This window comes from Streptomyces sp. NPDC006365 (assembly GCF_042870755.1).
In the GTDB taxonomy this organism is placed as follows: Bacteria; Actinomycetota; Actinomycetes; order Streptomycetales; family Streptomycetaceae; genus Streptomyces; species Streptomyces xiangluensis.
On the sequence record NZ_JBIAHS010000025.1, the window covers coordinates 43,510 to 69,048 of the forward strand.

General features: G+C 70.3%; 24 protein-coding genes. 6 read left to right on the plus strand and 18 right to left on the minus strand.

The window, feature by feature from the left end; translation table 11 throughout:
• Window positions 1-130: 130 nt before the first annotated feature.
• Window positions 131-886, minus strand: a complete 756-nt coding sequence (locus tag ACFYO0_RS41235; protein ID WP_388686664.1) for an alpha/beta fold hydrolase — start codon at window positions 884-886, stop codon at window positions 131-133.
• Window positions 887-1,081: 195 nt separating this feature from the next.
• On the opposite strand from ACFYO0_RS41235, the gene ACFYO0_RS41240 reads away from it, so the two are divergent.
• The 3 genes from ACFYO0_RS41240 to ACFYO0_RS41250 are packed head-to-tail and all read left to right on the plus strand — an operon-like array spanning window position 1,082 to window position 3,326.
• Entirely contained in the window at window positions 1,082-1,795 is a 714-nt protein-coding gene (locus ACFYO0_RS41240; RefSeq protein ID WP_388686666.1) for a transcriptional regulator, read from the plus strand.
• The gene (locus ACFYO0_RS41245; RefSeq protein ID WP_388686667.1) at window positions 1,792-2,766 is read left to right on the plus strand and encodes a pyridoxal-phosphate dependent enzyme; all 975 of its coding nucleotides are present in this window, start codon (window positions 1,792-1,794) and stop codon (window positions 2,764-2,766) included. The genes ACFYO0_RS41240 and ACFYO0_RS41245 overlap by 4 nt, the downstream gene beginning before the upstream one ends.
• 32 nt (window positions 2,767-2,798) lie before the next feature.
• Entirely contained in the window at window positions 2,799-3,326 is a 528-nt protein-coding gene (locus ACFYO0_RS41250) for an NUDIX hydrolase family protein (protein ID WP_386336203.1), read from the plus strand.
• A 15-nt stretch (window positions 3,327-3,341) separates the two neighbouring features.
• Here the strand turns inward: ACFYO0_RS41250 and ACFYO0_RS41255 are convergent, their stop codons facing one another.
• From ACFYO0_RS41255 to ACFYO0_RS41265, 3 genes are all read right to left on the minus strand, one after another.
• Entirely contained in the window at window positions 3,342-3,713 is a 372-nt protein-coding gene (locus ACFYO0_RS41255) for a hypothetical protein (protein ID WP_388686669.1), read from the minus strand.
• Between the two features lie 87 nt (window positions 3,714-3,800).
• The gene (gene paaZ, locus ACFYO0_RS41260; RefSeq protein ID WP_388686670.1) at window positions 3,801-5,393 is read right to left on the minus strand and encodes a phenylacetic acid degradation bifunctional protein PaaZ; all 1,593 of its coding nucleotides are present in this window, start codon (window positions 5,391-5,393) and stop codon (window positions 3,801-3,803) included.
• Between the two features lie 41 nt (window positions 5,394-5,434).
• Window positions 5,435-5,959, minus strand: a complete 525-nt coding sequence (locus ACFYO0_RS41265; RefSeq protein ID WP_388686672.1) for a gamma carbonic anhydrase family protein — start codon at window positions 5,957-5,959, stop codon at window positions 5,435-5,437.
• Between the two features lie 224 nt (window positions 5,960-6,183).
• Here ACFYO0_RS41265 and ACFYO0_RS41270 point away from each other — a divergent pair, with 224 nt between their 5' ends.
• Window positions 6,184-7,092 (plus strand): PaaX family transcriptional regulator C-terminal domain-containing protein, encoded by a 909-nt coding sequence (locus ACFYO0_RS41270; RefSeq protein ID WP_388686674.1) that lies wholly within the window; start codon window positions 6,184-6,186, stop codon window positions 7,090-7,092.
• A gap of 63 nt (window positions 7,093-7,155) precedes the next feature.
• On the opposite strand, the gene ACFYO0_RS41275 is transcribed toward ACFYO0_RS41270, so the two are convergent.
• The 13 genes from ACFYO0_RS41275 to ACFYO0_RS41335 form a co-directional block, all read right to left on the minus strand.
• The gene (locus ACFYO0_RS41275; protein ID WP_388686676.1) at window positions 7,156-8,013 is read right to left on the minus strand and encodes an amidohydrolase family protein; all 858 of its coding nucleotides are present in this window, start codon (window positions 8,011-8,013) and stop codon (window positions 7,156-7,158) included.
• A 27-nt stretch (window positions 8,014-8,040) separates the two neighbouring features.
• Window positions 8,041-8,382 (minus strand): ferredoxin, encoded by a 342-nt coding sequence (fdxA, locus tag ACFYO0_RS41280; protein WP_388686677.1) that lies wholly within the window; start codon window positions 8,380-8,382, stop codon window positions 8,041-8,043.
• A 24-nt stretch (window positions 8,383-8,406) separates the two neighbouring features.
• On the minus strand, window positions 8,407-9,444 hold the full coding sequence (locus ACFYO0_RS41285; RefSeq protein WP_388686679.1) for an NAD(P)/FAD-dependent oxidoreductase: 1,038 nt from the start codon (window positions 9,442-9,444) through the stop codon (window positions 8,407-8,409).
• 248 nt (window positions 9,445-9,692) lie between these two features.
• The gene (locus tag ACFYO0_RS41290) at window positions 9,693-11,291 is read right to left on the minus strand and encodes a benzoate-CoA ligase family protein (RefSeq protein WP_388686680.1); all 1,599 of its coding nucleotides are present in this window, start codon (window positions 11,289-11,291) and stop codon (window positions 9,693-9,695) included.
• 10 nt (window positions 11,292-11,301) lie between these two features.
• Window positions 11,302-12,723 (minus strand): benzoyl-CoA 2,3-epoxidase subunit BoxB, encoded by a 1,422-nt coding sequence (boxB, locus tag ACFYO0_RS41295; protein ID WP_388686682.1) that lies wholly within the window; start codon window positions 12,721-12,723, stop codon window positions 11,302-11,304.
• Window positions 12,724-12,727: 4 nt separating this feature from the next.
• Window positions 12,728-14,458: a 2,3-epoxybenzoyl-CoA dihydrolase gene (boxC, locus tag ACFYO0_RS41300; protein ID WP_388686684.1), complete on the minus strand. Its 1,731-nt coding sequence runs from the start codon at window positions 14,456-14,458 to the stop codon at window positions 12,728-12,730.
• A 122-nt stretch (window positions 14,459-14,580) separates the two neighbouring features.
• Entirely contained in the window at window positions 14,581-15,294 is a 714-nt protein-coding gene (locus tag ACFYO0_RS41305; RefSeq protein ID WP_388686766.1) for an ABC transporter ATP-binding protein, read from the minus strand.
• A gap of 47 nt (window positions 15,295-15,341) precedes the next feature.
• Complete coding sequence (locus ACFYO0_RS41310) at window positions 15,342-16,136, minus strand: ABC transporter ATP-binding protein (RefSeq protein ID WP_388686685.1); 795 nt, start codon at window positions 16,134-16,136, stop codon at window positions 15,342-15,344.
• Complete coding sequence (locus ACFYO0_RS41315; RefSeq protein WP_388686686.1) at window positions 16,133-17,215, minus strand: branched-chain amino acid ABC transporter permease; 1,083 nt, start codon at window positions 17,213-17,215, stop codon at window positions 16,133-16,135. Before ACFYO0_RS41315 ends, ACFYO0_RS41310 begins: the two co-directional genes overlap by 4 nt.
• Window positions 17,212-18,084 carry a branched-chain amino acid ABC transporter permease gene (locus tag ACFYO0_RS41320; RefSeq protein WP_388686688.1) on the minus strand — a complete coding sequence of 291 codons (873 nt, stop codon included), beginning with the start codon at window positions 18,082-18,084 and terminating at the stop codon, window positions 17,212-17,214. Before ACFYO0_RS41320 ends, ACFYO0_RS41315 begins: the two co-directional genes overlap by 4 nt.
• Before the next feature lie 11 nt (window positions 18,085-18,095).
• The gene (locus tag ACFYO0_RS41325; RefSeq protein ID WP_388686690.1) at window positions 18,096-19,295 is read right to left on the minus strand and encodes an ABC transporter substrate-binding protein; all 1,200 of its coding nucleotides are present in this window, start codon (window positions 19,293-19,295) and stop codon (window positions 18,096-18,098) included.
• A 241-nt stretch (window positions 19,296-19,536) separates the two neighbouring features.
• Window positions 19,537-21,000 carry a benzaldehyde dehydrogenase gene (locus tag ACFYO0_RS41330; protein ID WP_388686692.1) on the minus strand — a complete coding sequence of 488 codons (1,464 nt, stop codon included), beginning with the start codon at window positions 20,998-21,000 and terminating at the stop codon, window positions 19,537-19,539.
• Window positions 21,001-21,037: 37 nt separating this feature from the next.
• Window positions 21,038-22,558, minus strand: a complete 1,521-nt coding sequence (locus ACFYO0_RS41335) for a GMC family oxidoreductase (protein ID WP_388686693.1) — start codon at window positions 22,556-22,558, stop codon at window positions 21,038-21,040.
• A 161-nt stretch (window positions 22,559-22,719) separates the two neighbouring features.
• Here ACFYO0_RS41335 and ACFYO0_RS41340 point away from each other — a divergent pair, with 161 nt between their 5' ends.
• Complete coding sequence (locus tag ACFYO0_RS41340) at window positions 22,720-23,658, plus strand: helix-turn-helix domain-containing protein (RefSeq protein WP_388686768.1); 939 nt, start codon at window positions 22,720-22,722, stop codon at window positions 23,656-23,658.
• An 81-nt stretch (window positions 23,659-23,739) separates the two neighbouring features.
• Here ACFYO0_RS41340 and ACFYO0_RS41345 read toward each other — a convergent pair whose 3' ends face one another.
• Complete coding sequence (locus ACFYO0_RS41345) at window positions 23,740-24,387, minus strand: dihydrofolate reductase family protein (RefSeq protein ID WP_388686694.1); 648 nt, start codon at window positions 24,385-24,387, stop codon at window positions 23,740-23,742.
• 129 nt (window positions 24,388-24,516) lie between these two features.
• On the opposite strand from ACFYO0_RS41345, the gene ACFYO0_RS41350 reads away from it, so the two are divergent.
• Entirely contained in the window at window positions 24,517-25,449 is a 933-nt protein-coding gene (locus ACFYO0_RS41350; RefSeq protein ID WP_388686696.1) for a LysR family transcriptional regulator, read from the plus strand.
• The last annotated feature ends 90 nt before the right edge of the window (window positions 25,450-25,539 follow it).

A 25,539-nucleotide genomic window follows, 5' to 3' on the forward strand; every position in this document is an offset into this window, starting at 1 on the left:
GCAGTTGCCGCTCCGGGCGAAAGGGTTGCCGCATTTCTTGCCGCGAAATTTTCGACGGAACGGAGGGAGTCAGCGCCCTGTCGGCGCACCGTGAGAGGCCACTCGCTCTCCGGTGCCGACGGCGCTGAGCTCAGTTCTCGCTGACGCCGGCCCAGAACCGTTCCAACACGGCAGCCGCGGTGCCGGGATCCTCCAGCATCCACCAATGGCCCACTCCCTCGAGCCGCTCGGTGCGGGCGCCGAGGCGAGCAGCCATCTCATCGGAGGCCGCAGCGTCGTCGAAGGGGTCGAGCAGGGCCTGGAGCACCAGCCCCGGTGCGGAAGCATGGCCGGAGAGCCGGGCCGCCGCGCGGGCATACGGGTTGGGCGTCGCCGAGCGGTAGAGGGCCAGGATGCACGCGGCCATGGTGGCGTCCAGCCTCTCGCCCAAGGCTTCGGCATCCTCGGCGGGCACACCGGCCCTCTTGAGCTGCGCCGCGGGACTCTCCGGGCTTCCCGGAGCGGCCTCGACCGCGGCCTTCGCCCACTGTTCCCCCGCTCCCGGCGTCTGCCAGAGCTGGGCGATCTCGTGCCAGACGTAGTCCGGGTGCAGGATGCCGGCCACGTCCATGGCCCAACTCCGCACGGGAACAGCGGAGTTCGTGGCCACACGGGCCACGAACAGTGCGCCCCAGTCGTGCCCGACCAGGTCGACCGGTCCGTCGACCTCCCGTAACTCCCTCTCCAGCCACTGGCTGTACTCGTCCATGGTCGCGCCGAAACCGTCGGGAACCGGCACGCCGAACCCGGGCAGGTCCAAGGCGATCGAGTCGGTCGAGAGGCGAGCCCGGAGCCGGTCCCACAACTGACCGGTCTCGGGAACGCCATGGACGAACACCGCGGTCATTTCGAAACACCTCTCCCCCGGTCCACCGTCTCGTACGGGGACCACAACGGCACACCGTAGGCGCACACATGCGGTCGCGACCGGCGCATGTGGAGGGACGGCCGGATGAGCACCGTACATAAACCCATCCTGGACGTGTAGTCTAGGCACTGGACCAAAAATCCAGGTCCCAACATCCAGACCCTGGAGCACGCGATGTCGAGCGACACCGACGAACAGGATGCGATCATCGCCGCGCTCACCCCCGTCGTCGACGGCATCGCGGCGACGCTGGGCTCGTTCTGCGAGGTGGTCGTGCACGACTTCCGGCGACCGGAGAAATCCGTGGTCGCCATCGCGGGCTCGGTCACCGGGCGCGCGGTCGGCGGGTCGATGAGCGAGATCGGGATGGGCATCCTCGCCCGTGGTGACGAGGCGGGCGACGAGCTGAACTACCTCACCCGCACCCGGACGGGGAAGATCGTCAAGTCGTCGACGATGGTCCTGCGCGACTCCTCCGGCACGGTGTTCGGAGCCCTGTGCGTCAATCTCGACATCACCGCCGTCAACCAGGCCCACGCCCTGATCGGCGAGATCGCGGGGGTCGCCGTCGGACCGGCCGCCGTGCCGACCACGACGTTCGGCAACGACATCGGTTCCGTGGTGGACGCCATCGTCGACAGTCATCAGCTGCGGCAGAACAAGACCTGGTCGGAACTCGACCGAGCCGGGCGTCTCGAGTTGTTCCGGAACCTGGACGAGCGCGGCGTCTTCGCCGTTCGACGCGCGGTCGAGCAGGTCGCCGCCCGGCTCGGCATCTCCCGCGCCTCCGCCTACAACTACCTGTCCGATGCCAGGGCGACGCTCCACGCCTCCACGAGAGACAGCACCCAGCCCGGCATCACCCACCCCGACGGAGCCCAGCCATGACGCACACTCCCCTGGTCACCCTCGACGACGTCCGCGACGCGGCCGCGCAGATCAAGGGCGTGGCCCACCGCACCCCCGTACTGCGTTCGCGCACCCTGGACGCGCTCGTCGGCGCCCAGGTCTTCCTGAAGTGCGAGAACTTCCAGCGCATCGGCGCTTTCAAGTTCCGCGGCGCCTACAACACCGCCTCCCGCCTGTCACCGGAGCAGTTGGCCAAGGGCATCGCCGCCTACTCCTCGGGCAACCACGCCCAGGCCGTCGCCCTCGCCGCACGGGAACTGGGCACCACCGCGGTGATCCTCATGCCCGAGGACACCCCGCAGTCGAAGATGGACGCCACCGCGGGTTACGGCGCGGAGATCGTCACGTACGACCGCTACACCGGTAACCGCGTCGCCATCGGCGAGGCCCTCGCCGCCGACCGCGGCCTTGCGCTCATCCCGCCGTACGAGCATCCGCATGTGATCGCGGGACAGGGCACCGCGGCCCTCGAACTGATCGAGGAGGCCGGGGAGTTGGATGCCCTGGTCACGCCGGTCGGCGGTGGCGGGCTGATCGCGGGCAGTGCCACCGCGGCCAAGGGCCTGCTCAGCGGGATCCGGGTGATCGGCATCGAGCCGGAGGCCGGAGACGACACCAAGCGGTCCCTCGAGGCCGGCCGGCGCGTCTCCATCCCGGTGCCGCGCACGATCGCCGACGGGCAGGCGGCGGACATTCCCGGCGAGCTGACGTTCTCCGTCAACCAGCGTCTGGTGGACGACATCTTCCTGGTCACCGACGACGAGATCCGCGTCGCGATGCGGTTCGCCTTCGAACGACTGAAGGTCATCGTCGAGCCCAGCGGCGCCACCGCACTGGCCGCCCTGCTGGCCGGTCACGTCGAGCGGCTCCCCTCCCGCGTCGGCGTGATCATCTCCGGCGGCAACATCGATGTCCGACGCTTCGCAGAACTGTGCGGGAGCGGAAGCTGAGTGGCGGAAAGTATGATCAGCGAATGTCTGACATGACCGAAACCACGCCCGGCTGGCTGAGTCCCGACGAACTCGAGTATGCGCGCGACCGCATGCCGATCCTGTACGTCGAGGCCGTACCCGTGAGAGTCGACGACAGCGGCGAAGTCACCAGCATCGGGCTCCTGCTGCGCATCGGGTCGGACGGAACGGTCAGCCGCAACCTCGTCTCCGGCCGCGTACTGCACCACGAACGCGTCCGGGACGCCCTGCTGCGCCACCTGGAGAAGGACCTCGGCCCGATGGCACTGCCCCAGGTGCCTGCCTCCCTGCAACCCTTCACGGTCGCCGAGTACTTCCCGACGCAGGGGATCACACCGTTCCACGACCCCCGCCAGCACGCGGTCGCGCTCGCCTATATCGTCCCGGTGACCGGCGACTGCCGTCCCCGCCAGGACGCTCTGGACCTGGTCTGGTTCAGCCCTCAGGAAGCCTCTGAGGCACTGGTCCTGAGCGAGATGCCGGGCGGGCAGGGAGTCCTCCTCAGGCAGGCCCTCGCGCATGTCGGCTGCCTGTCCTGAAGGACCCCGTGACACTCACGGGGACGCCGAGTTCTTGGTCCTCCCCGGCCGGGCGAGGCAGGAGGACTCGACGGCGTCCAGGTTCTCGCGGAGCTCCCGGGGGTGCCGGTCATCTCCATTGCTCCGGCGCAGCACGTACACCCGGTCAGCGATGTCCAGCACCCTGCGTACGTGCTGCTCGACCAGCAGCGCCCCGAGGCCCCGGTCAGCCGCTTCGCGGACCGCGCGCAGCAGGCGCTCGACCGCCAACAGGGCGAGCCCGAGCGACAGTTCGTCGGCGAGGAGCAGCCGCGGCGACCGGCCCAGGGCGCGCGCCGGTGAGAGCATCAACTGCTCGCCGCCGGAGAGCATGCCCGCCCCGGTCCTGAGCCGCGGCCGAGGCGCCATCGTCCTGCCCCGTCCGGCCCGCTTCGCCATCGACAGCCGGCGGCTTCGTGCGCTCCCGGAGCACGCGCGTCGAGACCGGCCCTGACGTCACGCCTCGCCCGGTCGCTCAGTGGTAGCGACCGGGTGGAGCCCGGTGAGTGTCGAGAGGATGGCGGGCGGCCCCTGGACGGCGGTGCGCTGCATGTGATGCAGCACGCTGCGGATGCCGCCGAGTTCCTCGCCGCCGCCCGCCCGGCCGGGGCCGCCGTGCACGGTGTGCGGGAGCGGCGAGCCGTGGCCGGTGGACTCCCCGGCGTCGGTGCGGTCGAGGAGCAGCAGGCGACCGTGCCAGGGGGCGGCCCCGAGAACGGCCTCGCGGGCGAAGCCGGGGTCGTGGGTGACGACCGAGCCGACGAGGCTGCCCTCGCCGCGCGCTGCCAGCGCGACCGCATGGGCGGCGGTCCCGTCGTACGGCAGGAGGGTGGTGACAGGGCCGAACGCCTCGACCTCGTGCGGCTCGGCCCGGTCGGGGTCGTCGCAGCGCAGAAGCAGCGGCGGGAGGAAGGCGCCGCGTTCCCGGTCACCGTCCAGGACTTCGAACCGGTCGGGGTCGCCGTGGACGAGGCGGGCCGCCGCCGTGAGCGCCTTGAGCGCGCGCAGCACCTCCTCCCGCTGCCCGAGTCCTGCCAGCGGGCCCATGGCGACCGCGGGATCGGCGGGATTGCCGACGCGCAGGTCGGCCAGCTTGGCGCAGACCGCTTCCTGTACGTCGTCGACAAGGCCGGCGGGCACCAGAGCGCGGCGGATGGCGGTGCACTTCTGTCCGGCCTTGACGGTCATCTCGGTGACCAGGGTCTGCGTGAACAGGTCGAACTCGGGGGTGCCGGGCCCGGCGTCCGGGCCGAGAACCGCGCAGTTCAGCGAGTCGGCCTCGGCGTTGAAGCGGACGGCGCGGCCGGCGACGGCCGGGTGGCTGCGCAGGGTGCGCGCGGTCGCAGCGGACCCGGTGACGCTGAGCACGTCCTGTCCCGTGAGCGCGTCGAGGATGCCGTCCGGCGGGGCGCAGATCAGTTGGACGGCGCCTTCGGGGAGGATGCCGGACTCGATGATGCGGCGGAACACCAGCTCCGTCAGGTAGGCCGTCTGGCTCGCGGGTTTCACCACGGACGGCAGGCCCGCCAGCAGAGCCGGCGCGAGCTTCTCCAGCATGCCCCACACGGGGAAGTTGAACGCGTTGATCTGTACGGCCGCGCCCTGCCGCGGCACATGGACGTGGCGTATCGCGAAGGTGCCCTGTTTGCCGATCGGTTCCATGTCGCCGTCGGGCAGGACATACCCGTCGGGCAGCTCTTTGGTGCCCTTGCTGCCGTAGACGAAGAGCACCGCGATGCCGCCGTCGACGTCGAGCGCGGAGTCGCGGCGGGTCGCTCCGGTGCGGGTGGACAGTGCGTGGAACTCGTCCGTGTGCGCGGCCAGGTGCTTGCCCAACGACTTGATCAGGCCGGCCCGCTGGTGGAAGGTAAGCTCGCGCAGTGCCGGGCCGCCCACCTCACGCGCGTGGCGCAATACGGCCGCGGCGTCGACGGCTCGCTCCGAGAGCCGGGCCACCTCGGCGCCGGTCGCCGCGTCCCGCAGGGGACGCCCCTCGTCGGATGCCTCATACCAGTCACCGGCGAGGTAGCTGTGCAGTTTCGCGGCCACGGCGGGCCCACCTTTCGTGCTCTCAGCGGTCGTTTGGGCTCTCAACGGTCGATGCGCCGGAGATCACGCCGATAGCGCGCGCCGGCGTCCCCGTAGGTGCGTACGGCGTACTCCACCCAGGAGGGATCGACCGGTGTCCCGCGCAGCCGTACCGGGACGCCGAGCGCCATGGTCCTGGGCGGTACCTCGAAGTCCTCGGGGACCAGTGCGGCGGCGCCGACCACCGCGCCCTCGCGCACGGTGGCCCGGTTCAGGACGATGGAACCGGAACCGATCAGGCAGTGGCGCTCCACGGTGCAGCCTTCCAGGTGGGCGTTGTGGCCGACCACGCACTCGGGTCCGATCACGGTCGGCCACTGCTCGGTGGTGTGCAGCACGGTTCCGTCCTGGATGCTGGTGCGGGCGCCGATCTCGATACGACCGCCGTGGTCTCCGCGCAGGACCGCTCCGGGCCAGACGCTGGCCTCCGCGCCGATCGACACGCACCCGATCACGACGGCGTCCGGGTGGACGAAGGCGCTGGGATCGATGTCCGGCTCGTCGGGTCCGAGGGCGTAGACCGGCATGGCTGCCACCTCGCTCGTTCTGGTCGGCGGCCCGCCGACGCGACTGACACTCTACTGATATTTTCCGTAACGACAAGATATTGTGTAGGAAGGAGCGGGCTCCCCTGTGGGGAGGGCTTGGCTCCGGGCTCTCGTGCCGGAGCGCCCTGGATACGCTGATGACGTCGATGTCACGCGACGGCGTGATACATCGGATCGGCGAGCAACAAGGGAAGTGAAGGACCATGGTGGATCGTGCGTCGCGCGGACCGGGCCGGAGGGAGCGTGCCGACCGGGCCGCAGCGGGGAGCGCACGGCCGGTGGTCAGCCGGCGCCGGGAGGTCGGTGACGTCAGCGCCCGGTCGCTGCTGATGACCATGCTCGGCGAGTACGTACTGCCCAAGGGCACGCCGGTGTGGACCTCGGCCCTGGTGGACGCGCTGGCGATGTTCGGTGTCGAGGAGAAGTCGGCCCGCCAGTCGCTCGCCCGGACCGCGGCAGAGGGCTGGCTGGCCTCCGAGCGGATGGGACGACGCGTCCGCTGGACGCTCACCCCGCCGGGGCGGCGGCTGCTGACCGAAGGCGCGCAGCGCATTTACGACTTCGGCAGCGGGGAGCGCCCCTGGGACGGCACCTGGCTGGTGGTGCTGGTCTCGGTGCCGGAGTCCAAGCGGGATCTGCGGCACCGGGTGCGTACCCGGCTCACCTGGGCGGGCTTCGGCTCTCCGGAGCCCGGGGTGTGGATCACGCCCCACGCCGACCGTGAGGCGGAGGCGCTCGGCGTCCTGAAGGAACTCGGGCTCTCCGATGACGCGATGTCCTTCACCGCCACGTACGGTGCTGTGGGCAGCGAGGCGGCCATGGTGGCCCGAGCCTGGGACCTCAGCGAGGTGGAGGACCGCTACGAGGCGTTCATCGACGAGTTCACCGGGCTGCGCCCCGCCGACGGCGCCGCCGTCCTGCATGCGCAGACCATGCTGGTGCACGAGTGGCGCCGCTTCCCCTTCCTCGATCCGCGGCTTCCGTCGAAGCTGCTGCCAGCGGGCTGGAGCGGCGCCAAGGCGGCCGAACTCTTCCACAGCAGGCACGCCGAGTGGAATCCGGTGGCGCTGCGGCGCTGGGAGGAGCTGGCCGAGGGGCACGGCGAGAGGTGAGATCGCGGGGCGCACCGCACCGTACCGAACCGCCCGGCTTACGGCTGACCCGTCGTCATGTCCTTACACTCCGAGGCCCGGGAAGACCTTGGCCGCGTTGCCGGACAGCACGGCACGCACGGTGTCGCCGGGCAGGTCCAGCGCACGCAGCGCGGCGATGTTGCGGGAGGCGCCGGGCACCCCCGGCCAGTCGGTGCCGAAGATCCACCGGGTGGCCAGCCTCGCCAGGCCGAACCGGGCGTAGTACTCGGGCAGTTTCCGCGGGGGCAGTCCGGCGAGGTCCAGCCAGACGTTGGGCCTGGCCAGGGCGAGGAACGCCGCGGTGTCGTACCACCAGCCCCGCCCGCCGTGGGCGAAGACGAACTGCACGTCCGGGAAGTCCTCCACGGCGTCGAGCAGGAGCTGCGGATCACCGTACCGGGCACGGGCGCCCGGGAAGCTGGAGGTGCCCGAGTGCACGACGACCGGGACGCCGCGCTCGGCGCACAGCGCGTACAGCGGGTAGAACTCCTTGTCGGCCGGGTCGAATCCGCCGTGTACGGGGTGCAGTTTGAGCGCGACCGCGCCCAGATCCAGCTGGCGTTCGGCCTCTGCCACCAGCGGGTGGTGCAGGTGCGGATTGACGTTTGCCACCAGGCGGAAGCGGACCGGGTTGTACGCGACGATCGGCAGTAGGTCCTCGATCGGCTGGATCCCGGTGGCGCGTGGGCTGTACTCGCAGAACAGCAGCGCACGGTCCACGCCCTCGGACTCCAGCAGGGCATCCAGCCGCTCGGGAACGGGGTCGCCCCGCTCGTCGTAGGCGTCGCGCCACGGGTGGTCGCCGGAGAACGTGTCCGCCCACTCGAACCAGGCCGGTTTGAGTGTGGACAGCCTCGGGGCGTGGACGTGCGCGTCGACCACGGTCTCGCCGTCGATCACTGCGCCTCCTCGGGATGTGCCGATGGGTCAGCCGCGCGGGTCGTACCCGGCGACGAGTTCGGTGTCCGCGCCGACCGGGCCGTGGCCGACGGCGCCGCCCGGCAGGCCGATCGGCTCGTCGCGGCCCGGCAGGGACTCGGTGAAGAACCGCTTGTTGTCGGCGACGAAGTCCTTCAGCTCCGGTGGCACCCGGCGGTCCTGGGAGATCGCCTGGACCGGGCAGACGGGCTCACAGTTGCCACAGTCGATGCATTCCATCGGGTTGATGTAGAGCTTGCGGTCGCCTTCGTAGATGCAGTCGACGGGGCACTCCTCCATACAGGAGCGGTCCATGATGTCAATGCACGCCTCGGCTATGACGTAGGGCATGGGCTGTCTCGGTTCTCTTCGGTGCTAGGCGACGGCGGGGGCCGCCGTGGAGACGTCGGTGGAGTGGCCGGGGAACACCGGCTGCTCGGGGTCGATGTGGTGCGCGGCGTTGTTGACGGCGGTCGCCGCCTCCCCGAAGCCGACCGCGATCAGCCGCACCTTGCCGGGGTAGTCGTTGATGTCTCCGGCCGCGTAGACCCCCTGGAGCGAGGTCCGCATGGCCGAATCGACCGGGATGTGGCGCCGGTGGGCGATGTCGATGCCCCAGCTGAGCAGCGGGCCGAGGTTGGCGGTGAAGCCGAGGGCGGCGATGATCCCCCGGCAGGGCAGGCGGTGCGTCTGCCCGTCGCGCCGGGTGATCTCCACGGCCTCGATGTCCCCGCCGTCGCCGATGACCTTCGACAGCTCGGCTTCGGTGAGGATCTCCACGCCTGCGGCCCGTACGGCGGCCACGGTGGCCGGGTGCGCGCGGAAGGTGTCGCGGCGGTGGACCAGGGTCACGGAGGCGGCCAGTGGGTGCAGGGTGAGTGCCCAGTCGAAGGCGCTGTCACCGCCCCCGACGATCACCACGTCCCGGCCCGCGTAGTCGTCCGGCCTGCGCACGAAGTACGCCGGCCCGGCTCCCTCGTACGCGGCGGCGGCCGGCAGAGGGCGGGGCGTGAAGGTGCCGATGCCGCCGGTGATGAGCACGGCCCTGGCCCGCACCCGCGCCCCTTGATGCGTAGTCACGGTGAAGGTGTCCGGCCCGCCACCGGCCCCGGGGATCCGCTCCATCGTCTCGGCCCGGTGGCCGAGCAGATAGCACGGGTCGTACGGCGCGGCCTGCTCCAGGAGCCGGTCCACGAGTTCGCGCCCCCGTACCGCCGGGAGTCCGGCGATGTCGAAGATCTGCTTCTCGGGGTACATGGCGTTGATCTGTCCGCCCGGCTCGGGCAGCGAGTCCAGAACGGTGACGGACAGCCCACGGAAACCGGCGTAGTAGGCCGCGAACAACCCGGTGGGACCGGCTCCCACGATGAGCAGATCCGTACGGTGATCCGCGGGGGGCGGGGGCGGGGACATGCACGTCCTCCTTGTCACATGTTGGCAGCGCCCCGTCAGGGCTCGGGGCTGTATCGATGTGCGGCTCCGCCGCGTGGACGCGACCAGCCACAACCGGCGCCCCGTCAGGGACGCGGGGAACTGCGACCAGCCACGGACGGCCCGCAGTCCAAACACAACCCCGGGGGTCCAGGGGCGGAGCCCTCTGGCGGGGTCGAAGGGGCAGAGCCCCTGGAGGATGGGACGGGTAGGGGGCGAAGCCCCCGGAGTCAGCCCGGCGGCACCGACGATGAGGGCGCCTCCGCCCAGGAACCGTCGCGGACCATGGCGCGCAGCACGTTGCGGCGGATCTTGCCGGTGGGCGTACGGGGCAACTCGGGCAGCCCGATCACCCCGCGCGGGCGTTTGAAGGCGGCCAGGCCTTCCCGGCACCAGGCGACGAGGGCCTCCGGGTCGACCTCACGCCCGGGCCTGGGCACCACGCAGGCAACGGGTTTGTCCAGGCCGTCCGCGTCCGGTACGCCGACCACGGCGACCTCGGCGACGTCCGGATGGGAGAGGAGGCGCTCCTCCACCTCGGCGGGCGCGACCCAGATGCCGCCCGCCTTGAGCAGGTCGTTGGTGCGGCCCATACACGTGTAGGTGCCGTCGGCGTTGCGGATGTAGGTGTCGCCGGTGCGCACCCAGTCGCCGAGGAAGACCTGACGTGTGGTCTCGGCCCGGCACCAGTAGCCGGTGGCCGCGGACTCACCGCGGACGTGGAGCTCGCCCGGTGTGCCGTCGCCCTCCACCACGCCGCCGTCGACGTCGCGCAGCTCGACCTTGTACCCGGGAACGGGTTCGCCGGAGGAGCCCGGGTGGACCTGGCCCGAACGGTTGGAGATGAAGATGTGCAGCATCTCGGTGGACCCGATGCCGTCGAGCACCTCCACACCGAACTGTTCCAGCATCCCCTCGTACATCCGCGCGGGCAGCGCTTCCCCGGCCGAGACGCCCACCCGCACCGTCGCGAAGGCGTCGTCCGGGATGTCGGCGCTCGCGAGCAGCGGCCCGAAGAAGCTGGGTGTGCCGAACAGGACCGTGGCCCGGTCGCCGGCCGCCCGCTTCGCGAACAGCGCGGGAGACGGCCTGGAAGGTTCCAGCAGCGCCGTCCCGCCCGCCGCCAGCGGGAAGAACAGCGAGTTGCCGATTCCGTACGCGAAGAACAGCTTCGCGACCGACAGGCAGCGGTCCTCCGGGCCGATGCCCAGCACCCGCTGCCCGTAGTTCTCGGATACGAACTTGATGTCGACGTGGCGGTGCATGGCCGCCTTGGGCGTGCCCGTGGTGCCCGACGTGTACAGCCACAGGGCGGGCGAGTCCGGCCAGGTCGGATACGGCCCGTCGTCCGCACCGGCGCCGACGTCCAGCAGCTGCTGCCAGGTGCGGCCCTGGACGTGGCCGGGCAGTCCCGCGCTGTCTTCTCCGGTCAGGACGGTGTGCTCGACCTCCGGCGCCTGCTGGAGCGCCGCCCGTACGACCGGCGCGAACTCGGCGGAGCCCAGCACCACCCGGCAGCGCGCGTCGGCCACCAGCTTGCCCAGTTCCGGACCGGTGAGCATGGTCGAGGCGGGGACGGCCACCGCGCCGATGTGGAAGGCGGCGAGGATGCCGGTGAAGAGCTCGATGTCGTCCACCATGCACAGCAGGACGCGCTCCTCCGGACGTACGCCGAGGGCCCGCAGTCCGGCCGCCACGCGGCGGACCTCCGCCGACAGCTGCTCGTAGGTCAGCGTCCGCGTGGGAGTGACGAGGGCCGTGCGGGCGCCGTTGCCCTCCCGCACGTGCCGGTCGACCAGGTAGTCCGCCGTGTTGAACGCCTCAGACATCCGGCTCACCTCACACCAGTTGGACGTACTCGTAGTCGAACGGTTTGCCGTTGATGCCATTGACCGGTGGCGCGACCCAGCTCGCGATCCTGCCGCGTTCGTACACAGGCTGCATCAGCGACCGTACGAACGCCAGGTCCTCGGCGGTGGGCAGCCAGTGGCGTCGGCCGGCCTCCCACGTCTGCTCGTCGACGATCGTGCCGTCGGGGGTGACGTGGTGGCCGGCGGCGAGGCCGACGTTCCGGTTGAAGCCAGGGTGCGGCAGCCTCAGCCGGAAACCGATCCCGTGCTCCTCAAGGATCCGGTTCCAGCGCTTGAGGCCGTTCTCGCAGTCGGAGATGTACTCGTCGCGCAGGTCCAGGTTGAGGGCGAGCAGCGCGGGGACCTCGTCCTGCGACCAGGTGCCGTCTGCCTGCGGCTTGTCCAGGAAGGCGCTGTGGTCGGTGAGCCGGTGGTCGTCCTTGCGGCGCTCCTCCTGCCAGCGGCCCTTGAGCCCGGCGGTGTAGTAGTTCGCCGCGTTGGTGGAGGTCTCGCTGCCGAAGAGGTCCAGGGAGACCGTGTAGTGAAAGTTGATGTACTTCTGGATGATGTCCAGTGGGATGCCGCCGCAGGCGGCGATGTCCAACGTGTCGTGCTCGCGGACCAGTTGGGCGCTGCGGGTCACCACGCGGTCGACGCCGGTCGTGCCGACCATCATGTGGTGGGCCTCCTCCTTCAGCATGAAGGTGCAGGTCCGCGACAGCGGGTCGAAGGCGCTCTCCTTCAGCGAGCCGAGTTGGTACTTGCCGTCCCGGTCGGTGAAGTACGTGAACATGAAGAAGGCCAGCCAGTCGGCGGTCTCCTCGTTGAACGCGCCCAGGATGCGCGGCGAGTCGGGGCTGCCGGAGTTGCGGTGGAGCAGCGCCTCGGCCTCCTCGCGGCCCTCCCGTCCGAAGTAGGCGTGCAGCAGGTAGACCATCGCCCACAGGTGCCGGCCCTCCTCCACATTGACCTGGAAGAGGTTGCGCAGGTCGTACAGGCTCGGGGCGGTCAGGCCGAGGAGGCGCTGCTGCTCGACGGAGGCCGGCTCGGTGTCGCCCTGGATGACGATCAGCCGTTGCAGGTCGGCGCGGTACTCGCCGGGCACCTGCTGCCAGACAGGCTGCCCCTTGTGCTCGCCGAAGGCGACGCGGCGGTCGGGGTCGCGCTCGGCGAGGAAGATGCCCCAGCGGTAGTCGGGCACGTTGACGTGGTCGAAGTGGGCCCAGCCGTCGCGACCGACCGACACGGCGGTACGCAGGTAGACGCCTCGGTTCTCCAACTCCGGGCCCATTTCGCCCCACCAGTTGAGGAACTTGGGCTGCCAGCCCTCCAGCGCCCGCTGCAGACGGCGGTCCTCGGCGAGAGCGACGTTGTTGGGGATCTTGGAGTCGTAGTCGATCTTCGTGGGCATCGGGTCACACTCGCTTCCGGTCGTAGACCGCTTTCTGGCCGGTGCCGTAGCGGCGCAGCGCGCCCTCGGGGCCGGCGGCGTTCGGGCGTATGAAGATCCAGTTCTGCCAGGCGGTGAGCCGTCCGAAGATCTTGGTCTCGATGGTCTCCGGGCCGACGAACCGGTGGTTGGCCTCCATGCCGGTCAGGGCGTCCGGGCTCAGCGCCGCCCGGCTCTCCAGGACGATGCGGATCTCGTCCTCCCAGTCGATGTCGTCGGGCGCGTCGGTGACGAGGCCGAGTTCGCGGGCCTGGGCGGCGCTCAGCGGCTGCCCGGCCTCGCGGCGCAGCCACTCGAGGTGGTCGTCCTCCTGGTAGAAGCGGGACTGGAGGCGGGACAGCCCGTTGCCCATGGGGAAGGTGCCGAAGTTCGCCTCGGAGAGGGTGAGCCCGGCGCGCTCGTCGCTGTCCGGGTCCTCGATGGGCGGGCCGTCCAGCATGTACTGCAGGTCGCAGGCCAGGGCCAGTTCCAGCAGCAGACCCGCGAAGCAACTGCCCGGCTCGATGAGCGCCACCAGGCTGCGGCTGGTGACGTCGAGCCGCTTCAGGGTCCGCTTGTAGTAGTGAACGATCTCGTTGCTGAGCCAGTCGCCCTCGGCGGCGGCGCCCAGCACCGCCTGCTCATGGGCCAGTACGAGCGCGGAATCGCCCTCCGTGCGGAGCACCCAGGTGCCCAGCTCGGTCTCGTTCGCCCGCAGCCGCAGGATCAGGTCGTCGAGCTCGCGGGTGACGGCCAGCAGCCACCCGTCGGCGCCCTCGTCGTGGATCGCGCCCGCGTCGGCGGGGGCGTCCTCGACGGGGCCCCGTACGGTGATGCGGACCAGGCCGAGCGGACGGTCGTACTCGGCGCGCACGTACGGGTACGTGATGCCGTCCTCGGTGACATCCCGCTCCAGCGGTGTCAGGTCGATGCCCTCGGCGTCCGTCGGCCGGGTGCTGTGCTCGGCCGCTTCCACGGCGCGCTGTTCAACGACCGTACGGAAGTCCCGGCGCGGGACGACCTCGTCGACCAGCCGCCAGTCCACCGCCGTCTTGCCTCGTACGCCGTCGCTGCGGGTGGCGAAGAGATCGGCCAGATCCTTGCGTACGCGGCGCTTGTCGGTGACCCTCGTCAGCCCGCCGGTCCCGGGCAGCACGCCCAGGAGCGGGACCTCGGGCAGGGCCACCGACGAGGAGTTGTCGTCGACCAGCAGGATCCGGTCGCAGGCCAGCGCGAGTTCGTAACCGCCGCCCGCACAAGAGCCGTTGACCGCGGCGATGAAGGTCAGCCCCGAGTGCTGAGAGGCGTCCTCCATGCTGTTGCGGGTCTCGTTGGTGAACTTGCAGAAGTTCACCTTCCAGTGGTGCGGAGAGGCCGCCAGCATCCGGATGTTCGCCCCGGCGCAGAAGACCCTGTCCTTGGCGCTCGTCACCACCACGGACCGCACTCGGGGGTGCTCGAACCGAAGCCGCTGCAGCGCGTCGTACAGCTCGATGTCCACACCCAGGTCATAGGAGTTGAGCTTCAGCTCGTACCCCGGGACCAGGCCGCCCTGCTCGTCGACGTCCATCTCCAGCCACGCGACCGTCCCGTCGATGCGCAGCTTCCAGTGCCGGTACCTGTCCGGGCTCCGGTCGAAGGTCACCACCACCGTGCCTGTGGACTCCGGCGCTCCGTTCGCGACTTCGACCACGTCCGGCTTGCTTGCCACCACCATGACGAGCGCCTCCTCGCGCTAGCGCAGGTACCGATAGAGGAATCTTCTACAGAAGCACCGCAGTGCGTCAAGGTTCTGTAGAACATGGGTCTGTACGAGTTCCCCGTTCCGGCCTGGCAGGATCAGCCCACACCGAGAAGGCTGTGGGCCCGGGCCCGGTCCTTGCGGAAGTCGGCGGTCGAACTCCTGTGAACGATGCGTCCCTTCTGCATCACCGCCACCTCGTCGGCGAGACGGAAGGCCAGGTGCAGGTCCTGTTCGACCAGCACGGCCGCGATGCCCTCGCCGCGCAGGCCCTCCAGCAACTCGGCGATCAAGTCGATGACCGCCGGGGCGAGGCCGTCCGACGGCTCGTCCAGGAGCAACAGCCGCGGGTTCCTCAGCAGCGCCCGGCCGATGGCCAGCATCTGCTGCTCTCCGCCGGAGAGTTGATCGCCCCGGTTGGCGCGCCGCTCGGCGAGGCGGGGCATCAGCTCGTAGACGCGCTCCGGGGTCCAGGGACCGCCTCCGCCCCTGGACGCCTTGGACGCTCGGGCCGCGATGCGCAGGTTCTCCTCGACCGTGAGGGGCGCGAACACGCGGCGGCCCTGGGGCACGATCGCGACGCCGCTGCGGGCAACGGTGTGCGCCGCCGCTCCGGCGAGTTCGCGTCCGTCCACGCGGATGCTGCCGGAGTACGGCTTGAGCATGCCCATCACCGTGTGGACGAACGTGGACTTGCCGACGCCGTTGCGGCCGAGCAGCGCCACCACGGCACCGGCGGGGACAGTGAAATCGACGCCGTCGAGCACGGTGGTACCCGCGTAGCCGGCGCGCAGGTCCCGCACGCTGAGCAGGTCGGTGCCGGTCGTCCCGGCGGCCGCCGTCATCCCTGTCGTTTCGGTCATCGAGTGCCTCCGGAATCCGCGAACAGGTCCTCGGTCCTGGCGGAACCGAGATACGCCCGCTGTACGGCCTCGTCGGCCCGTATCGCCTCCGGAGACCCGGAGGCGAGGACCTTGCCCAGGTGCAGCACGGTGACCAGGTCGGCGAGGCGGAACACCACATCCAGGTCGTGCTCGACGATGAGTACGGTGAGCTCCTCGGGCAGGCGCTCCATGAGGGCCACGAACCGCTCGGTCTCGGCCGCGGACATGCCCGCAGTCGGCTCGTCGAACATCACCAGAGCGGGTTCGGTGGCGAGCACCATCGCGACTTCGAGCTGACGCCGTTCGCCGTGGGACAGTGCGGCCACCTTGTCCCGCGCACGTCCGCACAGTCCGACCGAGTCGAGGTGGCGGCGCGCCTCGGCGTCGGTGTGCCGGAAGCGTCGTGCCGCCCGGTCGAACCGGTGGGCCACCCTGTGGACGCGCTGGACGGCGAGCGCGACGTTGTCCAGGACGGAGCAGTCGAGGAAGAGGCTGGAGTGCTGATACGTGCGCACCATGCCGCGCCGGGCCCGGTCCGCTTCCGGCAGTGACGTGACGTCCTGCCCGGACAGCAGGACGCTCCCGCCCGAAGCCCGCAGCGTCCCGGCCACGGTTGCGAACAGCGTTGACTTTCCCGCCCCGTTGGGCCCGATCAGCGCGTGCCGCTCGCCGCGGGCGATCGCGAGGTCTACATCGTCGACGGCGGTGAGCGAGCCGTAGGAGCGGGTGAGCCCCCGCAGTTCCAGAAGCGTCACGAGGGGTTCGGTCACGAGGAGTTCTCCTTTCGGCGGCGCGCACTGGTGAGGTTTCGCAGGCGGGCACGAGTACCGGTGAGGCCCGCCAAGCCGCGCGGCATCAGGAAGACGACGGCGATGAACACCGCGCCCAGCACCAGCGGGCCGTGGCCGCCGATCGACGCGGAGAGGTTGTCGCGTACGAGCAGCACGAGCGCCGCACCCAGACAGGGTCCCCACAGACTGCCCGCACCCCCGATGACCACGCTGAGCAGAGCCAGCGCCGCCACTTCGAACCCCATGTCACCGGGCGAGAAGAACCGGGCCTGCTGCGCCCACAGGGCACCCCCGACCCCCGCGACGGCCCCCGCCAGGCAGAAGACGCCGTAGCGGGCGAGTGCCGGGCGGTAGCCGAGCGCCCGCATCCGGGCCTCGTTGTCGCGGATGCCCCGTAGCGTCCGGCCGTAGGGGGAACGGACGACCAGCGCGACCGCCGCGAACACCAGGACCGCCACGGCGAGCACCCACCAGTACACGAACCCCGCGGCGAGCAGCGCCGGACCGCCGAACAGGCTGATCGGGGGCATCCCGGCCAGCCCGTTGCTGCCGCCCACGGCCGACCAGGTGTCGGCCACCTGGTGCACCGACTCGCCGATGGCGAGCGTCAGCATGAGGAACACGATGCCGCGGGCGCGCACGGCCACCCATCCGGTGACCGCGGCCGCCACCAGGCCCATGACCAGGCCCGCCAGCGCCTGCACCATCGCGTCCGGGGTGATGTGGACCCCGACCAGCACCGCCGTGTAGGCACCGACACCGAAATAGGCCGCCTGCCCCAGCGAGGGCAGCCCTGTGATCCCGGTCAGCAGGTCGACGCCGATCACCAGCACCGCGAACGCCAGCATCCGGGTCATGGCCGACACCGGATAGGGGCTGAGCACCAGCGGGGCGGCCGCCAGCAGCGCGACGACCGCGACGGCGACCGCGGCCCGGCGGCGCCCGGGGAGGTCCGCGCCGCCGGGCCCGCTCCGCAGCGGTTCGAGAACGGGCGTCGTCGTGTCCTGCGGTGCGCCCGTGTCACCGTGCATCGCCGCTGCCTCCGCCTCCGCCTTCATGCGTGCACCCCCGTCCGCGCCGGGAGCAGACCCGCCGGCCGCAGCAGCAGGACCAGGGCCATCGCCGCGAAGACGAGGAAGGACGCGTACTCCGGGAGCAGCGCGGTCCCGAGCGCCTGCACCTGCCCGATCAGTACGGCGCCGAGCAGCGCGCCGCGCACCGAGCCCAGACCGCCGATCACCACCACGACCAGCGCGAGCAGCAGCACCTTTTCGTCCAGGCCGGGCTGGGCCCCCAGGATCGGACCGGCCAGAACTCCGCCGACCGCGGCCAGCGCCGCGCCCGCGGCGAAGACCCCGACCAGTACCCGGCCGGTGTTGATGCCCAGCGCCGCCACCATCGCCCGGTCGGCGACGGTGGCGCGGATGACCGAGCCCAGCGGGCTGCGCTCCACCAGGACGTAGACGGCCACCGCCAGCACGACGCCGAACCCGATGACGAGCAGCCGGTAGACCGGGTACGTCTCGCCGAGCACCGTGACCCCGCCTCCGACCGGCTCGGGAGCGGCGATGGAGTGCACGTCGTTGCCGAAGGCCAGCGACAGCGCTTCGGCGACCACCAGGGCCACACCGAGCGTGAGCAGGGCCTGATCGAGGTGGTGGGTGGTGGCGCGCGTCAAGGCGGCCAGCAGTGCCCCGAGGACGGCTCCGGCCGCGGCGGCCGCCAGGACAGCCAGGACGAAGGCGGCCACGCCCGCGCCGTCCGAAACGAGCGCCACCGCCACGTAGGCGCCGACCAGGTAGACCGCGCCGTGGGCGAGGTTCAGCACGTCCATCATGCCGAACACCAGGGACAGTCCCAGCGCGATGGCGAAGAGCAGGGAGCCCATCGCCAGCCCGTTGAGGACGCTCACCAGATGGGTTGCCATGCCGTACCCGCTCAGTCCAGCTCGCCGACGACCGCGTTGACGGCCGCCCCGCCACTGGACTTGACCTCGCGCAGGTAGAACTGCTGCTCCGCGTTCTGGTCGGCGTCGAACTTCCAGGCGCCCCGGGGACTGTCGATGGAACCGACCTTGGCCAGTGCCTTCACCAGGGCGTCACCGCTGTCGCCGCTCGCCTCGGCCAGCGCCTTGTCGAGGACGGCGGCGGTGTCGTAGCCCTGCACGGCGTAGACCGTCGGCGGCTTCTTCGCCGCCTTCTGGTAGGTGTCCACGAACTTCTTGTTGGCCTCGTTGTCCAGTTCGGTCGAGTAGTGCAGGGACGTCTTCACACCGACCGCGGCCGTGCCCTGCGCGGCGAGCGCCCCGCCCTCGGTGAGGAAGCCTGTGCCGTACAGCTGTGTCTTCCCCGCGAGCCCGAACTGCTTGTACTGCTTGACGAAGTTGACCGCCTCGGCGCCCGCGTAGAAGGCGAAGACGGAGTCGGCGCCGGACTTGCGGATCGCCGAGAGGTAGGGCTGGAAGTCCTGCGTCTTGCCGAAGGGCGTGTACTTCTCGCCCGCGACCTTGCCGCCGGCCGCCTCGAAGGTCTTGCGGAACCCCGCGACCATCTCCTTGCCCGCGGCGTAGTCGGCGGCGATGAGGTAGACCTTGCCCTTGACCTCCCCGGCGACGGCCGGTCCCAGGGCGGCGGACACGTCACCGTTGCTGAAACTCGTCCGCCACACGTACTCCGACTTGCGGGCCCCGGTGATGTCGTCGGCTCCGGCGTTGGCGATCAGCAGCGGTTTCTTGGATTCGTCGAAGAAGTCGCGCAGTCCCAGCGCCGTGGCCGAGTTGACCACTCCGGCGACCGCACTGACCTGGTCCTGGGTGACGAGCTTCTGGGCGGCGGGTACGCCGGTCTGCGGGCCCTCGCCCTCGTCAGCGGTCACGAGGTCGACCTTGCGCTGTCCGAGTTTGCCGTTGTGCTGGTCGAGGTAGAGCTGGAAGCCTGCGCGTAGGTCTTCGCCGATCGGCGCGTAGACCCCGGACAGCGGCACCAGGAGCCCGATCTTGACGGCGCCGCCGGATTGGCCCCCTTCGGCTTTGCTCCCGCTGGACTCGTCGAGGCTCGACCCGCAGCCCGTCAGTGCCAGGGCGGCCAGAGCGAGGCCGGCGATGGTTCTGGACAGAGAGAAGACAGAGACAGCACCCATGACAGCTCCTGAGGTGGGCCGGGGTGAGAAGGATGCCGCCAGAATCTACAACTCTCCGTCGTAACGTCAATAGTCTGTAATAGATGGGTCGAGCATCGGGTCTGATTCCGGCTCCGGCTCCAGCTCAGGCCCGCTGCTGCTCTGGCGTCGTGAGTGTGCCGGGCGGTGAGAACCGCCCGGCACACTCATGACCGCACAGTGGTCAGACGCCGAAGTGCGTACGTTCGACAGCGGCTCCGGGCTAGAAGGGGAAGGCGTGCGCCTGCTCGCGGAAGGTGACCCACTGCCACTGGGTGAATTCGTCCCAGCTGCTCTGGGAGCCGAACCGGCTGCCGTTGCCGGAGGCGCCCGTACCGCCGAAAGGTGCGTACGCGTCGTTGTTCAGAGTCTGGTCGTTGATGTGGACGATGCCGGTCCGCAGCCGTCGCGCCAGATCGCGGCCACGGTCCGGGGAGCCCGTCTGCACCGCGGCGACCAGCCCGTACTCGGTGTTGTTGGCGACCGCGACCGCCTCGTCCTCGTCGCGCACGACGACGACCGGCGCCACGGGTCCGAAGATCTCCTCGCGGAACGCGGGCATCGACGTGGTCACGCCGGCCAGCACGGTGGGCTGGTAGAACAGCCCGTCGTACGTGCCGCCGGCCCTGACCTCGGCCCCCGCACCGACGGTCTCCTCCACGATCCGGTGCACATTGTCCCGCTGCCGCTCGTTGATCAGCGGCCCGAGGGCCACCTGCCCGGTGAACGGATCGCCCACCGGAAGTCCCTGCGCCCGCTTGGCCAGCCGGTCGAGGTATTCGTCGGCGACGGATTCGAGCACGATGTGCCGGCCCGCCGTCATACAGACCTGGCCCTGATGCAGGAACGCGCCCCAGGCTCCCGCCGAACTGGCGATCTCCAGGTCGGCGTCGTCGAGCACGATCAGGGCGTTGTTGCCGCCGAGTTCGAGCGAGACCCGCTTCAGCGTGCGCCCGGCGGTGGCGCCGACCTCACGGCCGACCGCCGTCGAGCCGGTGAAGGCGATCATGGCGACGTTCGGGTCCTCGGCCAGTGCCGCGCCGGGCCCGGCGCCCCCGGGCAGCACATGCAGCAACCCGTCGGGCAGGCCGGCGGCCTCGAAGAGCCGCGCGACCAGCGTGCCTCCTGACACCGCCGTCTGTACGTCCGGCTTCAGCACGACCGCGTTGCCCAGCGCCAGCGCCGGCGCGACGGCCCGGACGGAGAGGATCAGCGGGAAGTTCCACGGACTGATCACACCGACCACGCCGAGCGGCACCCGGCGGGCGACGCTCTCCCGGCCGGGCTCACTGGCCGGCAGCAGGTGCCCCCAGGGCTGTGTGGGCAGCGCCGCCGCCTCCCACAACTCCCCCAGCACCAGGTCGACTTCGAACGCCGCCTTGCCGGGCACCGCGCCGCCCTCGCGGACGAGCCAGCGCTCGAACTCCGCACGGTTGTCGGCGAGGACGGCAGCGGCCTTGCGGATCACGGCGGCGCGGGACGGGCCGGTGGCCGCGGCCCAGTCGGCCTGTGCCTGGGCGGCTCGGGCGGTCGCGGCCGCCACGTCGTCGGCATCGGCCAGGCCGACCTGGGCCAGGACGGCACCCGTCGCCGGTTCGGTACTGTCCAGCACACCGCCGTGGGCGGTGGTCCAGCCATTGCCGTAGATCTTGCCCTGCCAGGAAACGTCATCGAGAAGTTCGGTCATCGCGGGGTTCTCCTCAGCATCACTTGAGCTCGGGTTGTCAGGCGCCGGGCCGGCGGATGAGGTCCGCTGCCTTCTCGCCGATCATGATCGTGGCGGCGTTGGTGTTGACGCAGACGAGCCTCGGCATGACCGAGGCGTCGGCCACACGCAGGCCCTCCAGACCGTGCACCCGCAGATCGGGCCCCACGACGGCCTCCGGCCCGACGCCCATCGCGCAAGTGCCGACCGGGTGGTAGTAGGTTCCGGTGCCCCGGGCGACGAACTCCCGCAGACCGGCCTCGTCCGTGACGTCGAGTCCGGGAAGCACCTCGCGGGCACGCCAGGGAGCGAACGGTTCGGAGGCGGCGATCTCCCGGGCGACCTCGATGCCCTGCAGCAGTCGGCGCACGTCGGACTCCGCGCCCAGATAGTTCGGATCGATCATTGGCGGCGTCTGCGGATCGGGCCCTGCGATCCGGATCGAGCCGCGTGCCTCGGGCACCGTGGCGACGCCGAAGGTGAAGCTGTTCTCCGGGGCCTGAAGCGTCGGCGGGTGGAACGGCAGGTGGATGAACATCAGCTGCATGTCCGGGCCCGCGAGGGCCTGGTCGCTGCGCCACAGCATCGACACCTCGGCATGGTTGGCGAGCCCGGCAGGGATGGGCCGGCTCGCCTCGTACACCACCCCGCACAGCGGATGGTCGTGCAGGTTGCGGCCGACACCGGGCAGGTCGTGCACGACCGCGACATCCGCCTGCTCCAACTCGTCGGCTGCGCCCACACCGGAGAGAAGCAGCAGCCGAGGCGAGTCGACCGCGCCGGCGCTGACCACCACCTCCGCATCTGCGTACGCGGTGACGAGCTCGCCGCGGCGCTCGTACTCGACACCGGTGCAGCGTGTGCCGTCGAACAGCAGCCTGTGGGCACGGGACTCCGTCGCAACTGTGAGATTCGGACGGCTGTCACGGACCGGGTGCAGATAGGCCGCCGCGGTGCTCTGGCGGTGCCCATCCGTGATCGACAGGTCGTGCCAGCCGGCACCCTCCTGCACCGCTCCGTTGAAGTCGTCCGTCAGCGGATGACCGGTCGCCGCCGCCGCGTCGAGGAAGACCTGCGACAGCGGATTCGGCCGCGCCGACGGAGCCGGACGCATCGGGCCGCCCTCACCCCGGTACTGCGGATCCCGGCCACTGACGGTCTCCATACGACGGAAGTAGGGCAGCACGGAGGCGTAGTCCCAGCCGTCGCAGCCCGCCTTGGCCCACTCGTCGAAGTCCGCGCCGTGCCCACGCAGGTACACCATCGCGTTGATGCTGCTCGACCCGCCGAGCGTGCGCCCCCGAGGCCAGTTGTGGACCACCCCGCCAGTGCCGGGCTGGGGAACGGTGTCGTAGGAGTAGTCGATCTCCGTGCCCCACAGCGCGGGCCACGCGGGTGGCACGGCAATCTCGGGCGCGTCGTCGGCAGGACCGGATTCGAGCAGGAGAACCCGGGTGTCGCGATCTTCCGACAGCCGCGCGGCCAGAACGCAGCCGGCCGACCCGGCACCGATCACCACGTAGTCGTAACGAGAAGCCATGGCCAAGCCCACCTCTGATTCGGCGGTCCGGCGGGCCCCGTCGCCCGCGCGGTGAAAAACCTGCTACAGATTCTTGTCAGTCACGTTGCAGAGTTGTTGACTGATTCCGCCTCGGCCTTTGTCGTGCAAGGCCAAGTCTTGGTGGGAGGGCGCACACAATGATGTCGTCGACCGCAGGGACCGAACAGTCAAGCTCTCTCCCGGCCGAACTCTGGCGAGAGCAGTTGGGCAGTGCTTTCGGCCGGCTCGTCCCAGAGGCCATCGGGGCGCGGGCCGCCCATGGGCAGATGGCCGGCACTCAGCTCGGGACGATCGCGGCCTACCGGGTGAGCGGCACTCCGCAGGTCGTCCGGCGCACCCCCAGGGCAGTACGGCAGACACCGATCGACCTGCTCAAGATCTGCGTACAGCTGAGCGGCCACGCCACCGTGTGCCAGGACGATCGCGAGATCGCGATCGCGCCCGGGCACATGGCGATCTACGACACCGGCAGGCCCTACCATCTGCGTCTGGAGCGCCAGTGGTCGTGCGCGGTCATGGCCTTTCCCCGGGGCGCGTTGAGCCTGCCCGAGCGCATGGTCGTCACGTCGATGAACCATGCCTATCCACTCGCGGACGGTCCTGGCGCGGTGCTTGCCGGATTCGTATCGTCCGCGGTGTCGCAGCGAGATTCGATCCCCCGGACATCCGCCGATCGGCTCGGCGAAGCGGGGCTGCATCTGGTGGCGGCGGCATTGAGCGCCGCCACCACCTGTGGTAACGACGGCGCAGCGGACGCATTGCGGCTGCAGATCCTGAACTACATCCGAGCGCACCTTGCCGAACTGGATCTGACACATGCGCGGGTTGCCGCCGTGCACCACATGAGCACGCGCACACTGCACCGACTGTTCGAGCACGAGCCATGCACCGTCACCGACTACATCCGGTCTTGCCGCCTCGAAGCGGCGATGCGTGACCTGGCCGATCCCCTGCTCGCCAATCGCAGCATCGCGGCGATTGCGTCCCACTGGGGCTTCGTCTGCCAGGCGCACTTCACTCGCGCCTTCCACGCCAAGTACGGCGTGAACCCCTCGGCTGCCCGTCGCGACGCCGGGTAGTCGCCGGACCTCACGAGGCGGCGCCGCCCCGCGGTTCCGGATACGGCTGACGGGCCGTCCTCCGGCCGGCTGGCCGAGAGGTCAGAGACCCAGACGGGTGAACGTCACATGCGTGACTCCGCTGGGCGAGGAGGTGGCCTCGACCTCGTAGTCCTTCTCGAGGCCCTCCAGCCCGTCCCAGAGGCGTACGCCTCGGCCGAGCAGGACCGGGACCACCACGATGTGCATGTGGTCGATGAGCCCGGCGGCAAAGAAGTCGCGGATCACGGTGGGACCCCCGCCGATGCGTACGTCCTGGCCGCCCGCGGCCTCGCGGGCCGTCTCGAGCGCCTTGGCGGGGGAAGTGTCGAGGAAGTGGAACGTCGTGCCGCCCTCCATCTCGATCGACGGGCGCGGGTGATGGGTGAGGATGAAGGTCGGTGTGTGGAACGGCGGGTTGGGCCCCCACCATCCCTTCCACTCCGGGTCCTCGTGCCATCCGGGCGGGCCGAACTTCCCGGCGCCCATGATCTCGGCACCGATCCCGGGCGTGGTCTGCCGCCCGAAGGCGTCGTCGATGCTGCGGGTGCCGCCGGACTGGCCGGTCAACTGGTGCCAGAACCGGGTGGAGAACATCCACTCGTGCAGCCCCTCCCCGGCGTGACCGAACGGCGCGTCACGGCTCTGACCCTCACCGGTGCCGAAGCCGTCGAGCGAGATGGAGAAGTTGTGGACGCGGGCGAGTGACATGGCCGGCGACTCCTTTCCTTCTGCTGATCGAGGTTCATCGGGTCAGCTCGGTCATGAAGCGATGATGGTCGCTCGATGTCATGACGTCCAATGCCAGTTCTTCCCAGATCTCATAGATAAACTTGATCCATGCTGAACCTGACCCAGCTCAAGGTGCTGGAGGCCGTAGCCCGCCATGGATCGGTGACCGAAGCGGCGAAGGAACTGCATTACTCCCAGCCGTCGGTCAGCCACCACCTGGGGCGGCTCGAAGCCGCCACCGGAGCCAGGCTCATCCAACGAGTCGGCCGCGGTATCCGACTCACCCCCGAAGGCGAACTCCTGGCGCAGCGGGCCACAGAGATCCTGGGGCGAGTGGACGCCGCATCTGTCGAGTTGGCCGCCCGCGTGGGACTTCGTGCCGGACGGGTACGACTCGCCGGCTTCCAAACGGTCCTCAGCACCCTCGTACCGAAGGCTGCCACCGAGTTGTCCCGGACGCACCCGGGAGTCGAGCTGAACCTCGTCGACGCACACCCGGTCGAGGGCCTGCAGATGCTGCGTTCGGGGCATGTAGACATCGCCTTGATCTTCCGGCACGCCGACACTCCGCTGGAGGAGGAAGGATTCCGACTCACCCACCTGCTGGACGACCCCCTGTACTTGGTCAGTGACCAACCCCAACAGCGCCTCGAAGACCACCGTGACTCCGCCTGGGTCGGCGGCTGCGAACGCTGCCGAGCCGCCACGATCACGGCCTGCGAACGCGCCGGCTTCTCCCCACGCATCGCCTACTCCTGCGACGACACGGTCGTCTCCCAGGCGCTGGTGGCCGCCGGGATGGGTGTCGCCATACTCAACGGACTCGCGTTGCAGGCCCACCGGGCGCCGGGCATCCACGCCACACAGCTCACCGGCAACGCCCGGCGGATCTACGCCGCCACATACGGCGACCCGCCAGACCCACCCGCCACGACCGCGCTGATCGAGATCCTGGCATCACAGCCCCGAGTACCGAACCGGGACGAGGCAGGAGAGCCGACACTGGTCAGCAGATCCAGCACGAGTGCAGATCGGCGCTGAGGAGGCAGCAGCTCGGCCGTACCACGTGACTGTCGAGGTGATCGCGGCGTGGGACGCGCGCAAAAAAACTCCTGTGCGCCGGCTCGCACA

What these genes read in the sequence shown, in the direction of transcription:
- ACFYO0_RS41235 (WP_388686664.1), bottom strand. Translation starts at nt 886, where the DNA reads ATGACCGCGGTGTTCGTCCATGGCGTTCCCGAGACCGGTCAGTTGTGG.
- ACFYO0_RS41240 (WP_388686666.1), top strand. Translation starts at nt 1,082, where the DNA reads ATGTCGAGCGACACCGACGAACAGGATGCGATCATCGCCGCGCTCACC.
- ACFYO0_RS41245 (WP_388686667.1), top strand. Translation starts at nt 1,792, where the DNA reads ATGACGCACACTCCCCTGGTCACCCTCGACGACGTCCGCGACGCGGCC.
- ACFYO0_RS41250 (WP_386336203.1), top strand. Translation starts at nt 2,799, where the DNA reads ATGACCGAAACCACGCCCGGCTGGCTGAGTCCCGACGAACTCGAGTAT.
- ACFYO0_RS41255 (WP_388686669.1), bottom strand. Translation starts at nt 3,713, where the DNA reads ATGGCGCCTCGGCCGCGGCTCAGGACCGGGGCGGGCATGCTCTCCGGC.
- ACFYO0_RS41265 (WP_388686672.1), bottom strand. Translation starts at nt 5,959, where the DNA reads ATGCCGGTCTACGCCCTCGGACCCGACGAGCCGGACATCGATCCCAGC.
- ACFYO0_RS41270 (WP_388686674.1), top strand. Translation starts at nt 6,184, where the DNA reads ATGGTGGATCGTGCGTCGCGCGGACCGGGCCGGAGGGAGCGTGCCGAC.
- fdxA (WP_388686677.1), bottom strand. Translation starts at nt 8,382, where the DNA reads ATGCCCTACGTCATAGCCGAGGCGTGCATTGACATCATGGACCGCTCC.
- ACFYO0_RS41285 (WP_388686679.1), bottom strand. Translation starts at nt 9,444, where the DNA reads ATGTCCCCGCCCCCGCCCCCCGCGGATCACCGTACGGATCTGCTCATC.
- ACFYO0_RS41290 (WP_388686680.1), bottom strand. Translation starts at nt 11,291, where the DNA reads ATGTCTGAGGCGTTCAACACGGCGGACTACCTGGTCGACCGGCACGTG.
- boxB (WP_388686682.1), bottom strand. Translation starts at nt 12,723, where the DNA reads ATGCCCACGAAGATCGACTACGACTCCAAGATCCCCAACAACGTCGCT.
- boxC (WP_388686684.1), bottom strand. Translation starts at nt 14,458, where the DNA reads ATGGTGGTGGCAAGCAAGCCGGACGTGGTCGAAGTCGCGAACGGAGCG.
- ACFYO0_RS41315 (WP_388686686.1), bottom strand. Translation starts at nt 17,215, where the DNA reads ATGAAGGCGGAGGCGGAGGCAGCGGCGATGCACGGTGACACGGGCGCA.
- ACFYO0_RS41320 (WP_388686688.1), bottom strand. Translation starts at nt 18,084, where the DNA reads ATGGCAACCCATCTGGTGAGCGTCCTCAACGGGCTGGCGATGGGCTCC.
- ACFYO0_RS41325 (WP_388686690.1), bottom strand. Translation starts at nt 19,295, where the DNA reads ATGGGTGCTGTCTCTGTCTTCTCTCTGTCCAGAACCATCGCCGGCCTC.
- ACFYO0_RS41330 (WP_388686692.1), bottom strand. Translation starts at nt 21,000, where the DNA reads ATGACCGAACTTCTCGATGACGTTTCCTGGCAGGGCAAGATCTACGGC.
- ACFYO0_RS41335 (WP_388686693.1), bottom strand. Translation starts at nt 22,558, where the DNA reads ATGGCTTCTCGTTACGACTACGTGGTGATCGGTGCCGGGTCGGCCGGC.
- ACFYO0_RS41340 (WP_388686768.1), top strand. Translation starts at nt 22,720, where the DNA reads ATGTCGTCGACCGCAGGGACCGAACAGTCAAGCTCTCTCCCGGCCGAA.
- ACFYO0_RS41345 (WP_388686694.1), bottom strand. Translation starts at nt 24,387, where the DNA reads ATGTCACTCGCCCGCGTCCACAACTTCTCCATCTCGCTCGACGGCTTC.
- ACFYO0_RS41350 (WP_388686696.1), top strand. Translation starts at nt 24,517, where the DNA reads ATGCTGAACCTGACCCAGCTCAAGGTGCTGGAGGCCGTAGCCCGCCAT.